Origin of the sequence: Kitasatospora sp. NPDC093558, assembly GCF_040683475.1 — a bacterium.
In the GTDB taxonomy this organism is placed as follows: domain Bacteria; phylum Actinomycetota; class Actinomycetes; order Streptomycetales; family Streptomycetaceae; genus Kitasatospora.
In genome coordinates, this window is sequence record NZ_JBFBDY010000387.1 from 1 (window position 1) to 6,023 (window position 6,023).

The following is a 6,023-nucleotide window of genomic DNA, read 5'->3' on the forward strand; positions in this document are numbered from 1 at the left end:
GGCGCGGCTGCGGCCACGGGCCCGGCCGAGGGCGCTTCGGACGGCGTGGCCGCCGGGTCCGGCGCGCTCGGGGCCGGCGGCTGCGGCAGCGGGAGGAACGGGGCGTTCACCGTCGGCCCGCCGAGCAGCGCGCTGGTCAGCAGGGCCAGGTAGCCGCCGGCCGGCACGGCCAGCGCCAGCCCGAGCCGGCGGATCCGGCGCTGGCGGCGGCCGGAGGCGTCCACGAACACGGGGGCGGGGGTGGGCTCGGCGTCGGAGACGACGGGCAGTTCGGCGGTCGCCGCTTCGTCGTCGGCTTCGTCGTCGGGTTCGGCTTCGGCTTCGGCGCTGATCACGGGGCCGTCCGACGAGGGGTGCTCGGCGGTCGGCCACGGTTCGTACGGGTTGACAGGCACGGTGTCGGGTCCAGGTCTCGTCGGTTCACGGGGCTGCCACGGCCGTACCCACCGGTCACTGGCGGCCCGGACGGAGCACTGGTCGTGATCTGTTCAGCGTCGGCGCCGCGCATTCCGTCACACCCTCGCCGCAGGAATAATGGGGCGGACGACTGCGCAGGTGAGGGGTGGGGCATGGCCGGCAGGTTGCGGGTGCTGAGGCAGCAGAACCGGCTCAGCCTCGAAGCGCTCGCCGAGCAGGTCGGCGTCACGAAGAGCTACCTCTCCAAGGTCGAGCGCGGGCTCAGCGACCCGTCGATCTCGATCGCGCTCAAGCTCGCCCACGCGCTCAGGGTGGACGTCGGCCGGCTCTTCTCCGACGAGGTGGAGCCCGAGCTCGTCACCGTCGTCCGGGCCGGGGAGCGCACCCCGATCGCGAGCGGGACCGGTCCGGGCGCGCCGAACTACGAGGGCATCGCGACCGGGCTCGGCGGCAAGCGGATGGTGCCGTTCGTGATGTACCCGCCGACGGACGGCGCCGGGTCGCCGTTCAAGTCGCATGCGGGGGAGGAGTTCTTCTTCGTCCACGCGGGCACGGCGGAGCTGGAGTTCCCCGAGCGGACCGTCCACCTCGGGCCGGGGGACAGCGTGTACTTCAACTCGGCGCTCCCGCACCGCTGTCGGAGCACCGGCCCGGAGCCGGCACACATCCTCGTGGTCATTCACGACGACTCCGCCGGCCCCTCGGACCGTGTGCCGAGCCTGCCGTGAACACCGCTTGGTAGAGTGCCGCAGCCCGAAAGGTCGGGCACTGACGGCCATGTGTTCGATCCGGCCGCCACGACAACGAGGGGGATGATGTGAGGGACCTGTCGGCGGACGACCAGACCGTGCTGCTCGATGAACTCGCGGCCGGACTGCTCGATCCCGACGGCGATCTCGACGAGGTGCTCGCCATCGAGTCCCACCTCACCGGCACCTTGCGCGCCGACCTCGCGCCGCGGCTGGAGGCGCACCTCGCAACCGCTGTGAACGCCGGGAACTGGTACGCCCGCGCCGTGCTCGCCGGCCTCCTGGCCGAGACGGCCGGCCGCTCCTCGCTCCCCGTGCTTCTGCGGGCGTGGTCCCGCGACCTCGGGGACGACCAGGACGGCCTCACGACCATGATCACCATCCTCGCCCAGGACGACCCGGCCGCCGCGCGCCGCACGCTCCTCCCGTGGACGGAGTGCACCGACGCGGACCTGCGCCGGGCGGCGCTCTGGCTGCTCGGCTTCGTGCCCGACCCGGCCGACGTCGCCGTCCTGGCCCAGGCGGCGCACGACCCCGACGAGCGGATCCGCAGCGTCGTCGCGGGCACCCTCGGCAGCCACGACGGCGCGGACCCGGCGGCCGTCGACCTGATGGTGCGCCTCCTGGCCGACCCCTCCGAGCAGGTGCGCATCTCCGCGCTCGACTCCCTCGGCTACCGCCGCCGGCCGCGCACCCTGCCCGACATCTGCCGCCTCGCCGACGACGCGAGCGCGCGGGTGCGGGCCTGGGTGGCCATAGCCCTGCAACGCTTCCCCGCGACGGAGACCGGCGACGGCCCCACGGCCGAGGTCCTCGCCCGCCTGGAGCGCGATCCGGACCCGCACGTGCGCGACCAGGCGATGACGGCACGTCAGCGGGCGGCGCACCGGGGCCGCTGAACTGCCGTGCCCGGCAGCGCCGTTCGTGGGGCCACCGGTCAGGAATCCTTCCGGCCGGCGAGCGCGTCGCCGTGGCCGGCACGCAGGGCACGGCGGGCGTAGTAGGCGAAGTTCGCCTGGCCGCGCTTGGGGGTGGACGTCCAGTCGTGCGCCTCCTGCGCGAGGAGCTCGGGGATCTGCTGGATCTTCCCGGCCGCGCTCGCCAACAGCTGGAGTTTCGCGGCCCGTTCGAAGAGCAGGGCGAGCGTGCACGCCTCCTCGACCGTCCCGGTGGCGACGAGCTGGCCGTGGTGGGCGAGCAGCAGGGCGCGCTTGTCGCCGAGGGCGGCGGAGATGATCTCCCCTTCCTCGTTGCCGACCGGGATGCCGGGCCACTTCTCCAGGAACGCGCAGTCGTCGTACAGCGGGCACGCGTCCATGTGGGAGACGATCAGCGGGGTCTCCAGCATGGAGAGCGCGGAGACGTGCAACGGGTGGGTGTGGATGATGCAGTTGACGTCGGGTCGGGCGCGGTAGACCCAACTGTGGAACCGGTTGGCCGGGTTGGCCATCCCGTCGCCCCGAAGGACGTTCAGGTCCTCGTCGACGAGGAGGAGGTTGTCCTCGGTGATCTCGTCGAAGCCGAGCCCGAGTTGCTGCGTGTAGTAGGTGCCGGGCCGCTCGGCCCGGGCGGTGATCTGCCCGGCGAGGCCGGAGTCATGCCCGGCGTCGAACAGGATGCGGCAGGTCAGCGCGAGCTTCTGGCGCACCGTCCAGCCGTTGTCGGGGATCGCGGTCGCCATCCGTCGCCGGGCGAGGTCCACCAGTTCGGACTTGCCCGCGTGGAACGTGTCGGCCATGGGGCCCGGCTCTCCTTCGATCCGCGGTGGTCCCGTCCTTGAGAACACGTCGTTCACAGTAGGACACGACGTGTCCTCCGTCCACCGCTTCCCCGTCTATCGCTTGACGCGGTTCCTGAGCGCCAGGACGAACAGGGCGAGGAACGCGGGCTCGATCAGCCGTGAGCCCATCTCGATGGCCGTACCGGGGGTGGTGAGGTTCTGGCCGGAGGAGCGGAAGACCACGGAGTTGAACGTCACCGGCAGGGCCTTCACGAGGCGCGTCGCGGTCAGCCTGTCGCCGTACGGGAGCGTGAGGTCGGTCGGGGTGTCCGTGACGAGGGTGATGGACCGGCCGGTGTCGGGCAGGACGCCTGTCGTCCGGGGCTTGGGAGTCGCGTCCGGCAACCCCCACAGGGCCAGCAGCAGGACGGTGAGGGCCATGGCCGACGCCAGCCAGACCAGGGCGCGGAAGGCCCGGATGCCGTAGCCGGAGACGGCCCAGTACGCGCCGATCAGACGCCGTTCCCACCGCGAGCTCGTGGGGCTGTGCCGGCGCATCTCCATCTCGCCGTAGTAGAAGTCCGCGGCGCCCGGTTCGTTCTTGCCGTCTTCGAGGCCTTTGCGGAGCTGGCGGTAGAGCGCGACGATGTCGTCCGGCGTGGGGTTCGAGAGCCCGGCCGCCGGGGCCGGGTCCGGACCCGGCCCCGAGTTCCAGCCGGTCCACCGTCCGCTGCCGGCGCGCCAGTTGCGCTCTTCCGCGAGGACGCTGCGGGGGCTGAACCGGCATCGGGTGGTGACGGCGGTGCGGGTCCACACGCGCCGGACCCGGCCGGGAGGCGGTGTGCCGAAGGTGCAGTCACCCCGCAGGCTCAACTGGTCCAGGTGGAAGGCCCCGCTGAAGCGGCAGTCCGTGAGGTCGACGTCGGCGAGTTGCACCAGGGTGCAGTCGACCCCGGCGAGGGATTCGAGGCGGGGCTTCTCGTGCCGGTCCGGGCGCGCGGTGGTGAGCGGGCCTTCGGCTGCCGCGTCCCAAGGGGCGGTGCGGAAGGCGATGGAGGCCAGTCGGGCCAGCACGATGTCGTCCAGGCGGACGGTGGCGTAGCGGAGCTGGAGGTTCGCGTTGGCGTCGAAGCGCGCGCGCCGCAGGTCGAGTTCGGCGGCTGCCGCCTGGATCGTCACCCGGTCCTGGAAGTGTGCGTCCGTCAGACTCAGTCGACCGGTGCAGTGGAGAACCCCCAGGACGGCTCGCTGCTCGAAGACGGCCTTCGCGAAGTTCGCGTCGGCGCAGGTGAGTCCGCCGACGCTCACGTCGCCGACGAACGTGGCGCCGACGAAGCTCGCGGCCTTTTTGAAGGTGCTCTGCTGGAGGTTGACGTCCGCCGAGAACACCGCCCCATCGAACGTGGCGTCACCGGCGGCCTTCGCCAGGGGGAACCGGGCGGCACCGGTGAACTTCGCCCGGCTGAAGTGTGCGATGTCCCTGAAGGAGGCACTGGCGGCAGTGAGGGTGCTCGTGAACCTGGCCTCGAAGAAGTTCGCGGCGCCCGTGAAGGTCGCACGGTCCAGGGTCACGGGCCGGCGGAACTCCACGTCCCAGAATGAGGCCCGCTTGTCGAACGTCGCTGCGTGGAAGTCGGCGTCGCCCTCGACGACCGCCTTGTCGAAGCGCGCTTCGCCCTGGAAGGCCGCCCGCCGGAAGGTGGCGTCGCTCCGGAAGACCGCGTTCTGGAATCCGGCGTCTCCCTCGAAGGTCGTGCCCTGGAAGCTCGCTGTCCCGACGGAGTACAGCCGATCGAAGGCAAAGGGTCCCTTGATCGTGGCCCCGTCGAGCAGGAGGGTTTCGGTGGCTATTCGGTGATCGCCGGGTCGCGTGAGTCGCGCTCGGAGCTGTTCGACGTCGAACTCGCTGATCACGGTGTTGCGGTGGTCGATCGGCGCCTCTGGGTGCAGATTCGCGAAGTAGGAGTCCCGTTCGAGCGTGGTCGCGTGCTCCAGGCACCGCGACCCGCCGGGGAGCGGCGTCCCGGGGCACGTCGGGTCGGGGTCGGGGAAGCTGCAAGCGGGCTGCGGGACTGCCGGTGCGGACACGGACCGAACTCCATGCTGTCGTGCGGACGAAGGGCGCTGGCGAGGCACGGCCGTGACTCGTCGGACGACAAGGTACCGCCGGTCCCGCGCCCGGTGTGCGCGGGCGTGGCGGCATGGTGGCCGTGCCCGTGTCGCGCTTCGTGACGCGGGTGACCGGCGGGATGCGGAGCTCTACCCTCGCGGTGTCCGGGTATGCGCGGTTGGGTCGAAGGGAAGGAGGCCGTCGATGGACGCACCGGTCGCGGTCGGGGGGCCCTCGGCGTGGTGGGGGGTGATGCTGGAGGAGAGCGACTGGGTGGTGCCGGTGGACCGGGTCGCGGAACGGCTGCGGCACGGGCCCGGGTTCGCCGTCGTGCGCGGGTTCGACCTGGACGCGCTGACGGACGACGAGTGCGTGGAGGTGTGCCGTCGGTTCGTGGCGCTGCAAGGTGTGGCGGTGCGCCCGGTGGACCTGACCCTTCCGGGGCACAACCTGCTGACGGCCGACGGAAGTCGGGACGATGCGGAGCTCGGCCCGCACACCGATCGGGGGATGTCGTCCAGGCCCGCGCGGCTGCTGGGTCTGCTGTGCGTCCGCCCGGCGCGTTCCGGCGGCGAGTCGGTCCTGGTCAGCGGCCATGCCGTGCACGACGTCCTGCTCGGCTCCCGCCCGGAGGTGCTGCCGACGCTCTACGGGGAGTTCCACTTCGGCGACGGGCCCGGCTACGAGCGCGTCCACCCCGTCTTCCGGCGCGGCGGCGACCGTCTGGACGTGCAGTACAACCGCTACTGGATCACGCGCGGCCGACTTGAGCGCGGAGAGAAACTGACGGACAGTCAAGTAGCTGCCCTGGATGCCTTCGACGAGGTCATGGCCGACCCGCGCCTGACCCTGCGGCTGCAACTGCGCCGCGGCGACCTGCTGTTGGTGGACAATCTGACCGTGCTGCACGGCAGGACGGCCTTCGTCGACCCGCCCGAGCCCGAACCCGGCCGCTGCCTCGCCCGCGTGTGGGCCGACTGAGCCCGCCGAGCTGTCGGGCATCAACTTGAAGCAGGCCGCCGCCCAG

General features: G+C 71.9%; 5 protein-coding genes and 1 pseudogene. 3 read left to right on the plus strand and 3 right to left on the minus strand.

Annotated elements, in window-relative coordinates; translation table 11 throughout:
- Positions 1 to 395: pseudogene (locus tag AB0O00_RS27090) on the minus strand (hypothetical protein); the annotation flags it as partial.
- Between the two features lie 174 nt (positions 396 to 569).
- On the opposite strand from AB0O00_RS27090, the gene AB0O00_RS27095 reads away from it, so the two are divergent.
- Positions 570 to 1,145 carry an XRE family transcriptional regulator gene (locus tag AB0O00_RS27095; protein WP_363656029.1) on the plus strand — a complete coding sequence of 192 codons (576 nt, stop codon included), beginning with the start codon at positions 570 to 572 and terminating at the stop codon, positions 1,143 to 1,145.
- Positions 1,146 to 1,234: 89 nt separating this feature from the next.
- Entirely contained in the window at positions 1,235 to 2,065 is an 831-nt protein-coding gene (locus AB0O00_RS27100) for a HEAT repeat domain-containing protein (RefSeq protein ID WP_363656031.1), read from the plus strand.
- 38 nt (positions 2,066 to 2,103) lie between these two features.
- On the opposite strand, the gene AB0O00_RS27105 is transcribed toward AB0O00_RS27100, so the two are convergent.
- Both AB0O00_RS27105 and AB0O00_RS27110 read right to left on the minus strand, forming a co-directional pair.
- The gene (locus AB0O00_RS27105; protein WP_363656033.1) at positions 2,104 to 2,904 is read right to left on the minus strand and encodes an aldolase; all 801 of its coding nucleotides are present in this window, start codon (positions 2,902 to 2,904) and stop codon (positions 2,104 to 2,106) included.
- 96 nt (positions 2,905 to 3,000) lie between these two features.
- Positions 3,001 to 4,974: a pentapeptide repeat-containing protein gene (locus tag AB0O00_RS27110; protein ID WP_363656035.1), complete on the minus strand. Its 1,974-nt coding sequence runs from the start codon at positions 4,972 to 4,974 to the stop codon at positions 3,001 to 3,003.
- Between the two features lie 226 nt (positions 4,975 to 5,200).
- On the opposite strand from AB0O00_RS27110, the gene AB0O00_RS27115 reads away from it, so the two are divergent.
- Entirely contained in the window at positions 5,201 to 5,977 is a 777-nt protein-coding gene (locus AB0O00_RS27115; protein WP_363656037.1) for a TauD/TfdA family dioxygenase, read from the plus strand.
- Positions 5,978 to 6,023 lie beyond the last annotated feature (46 nt).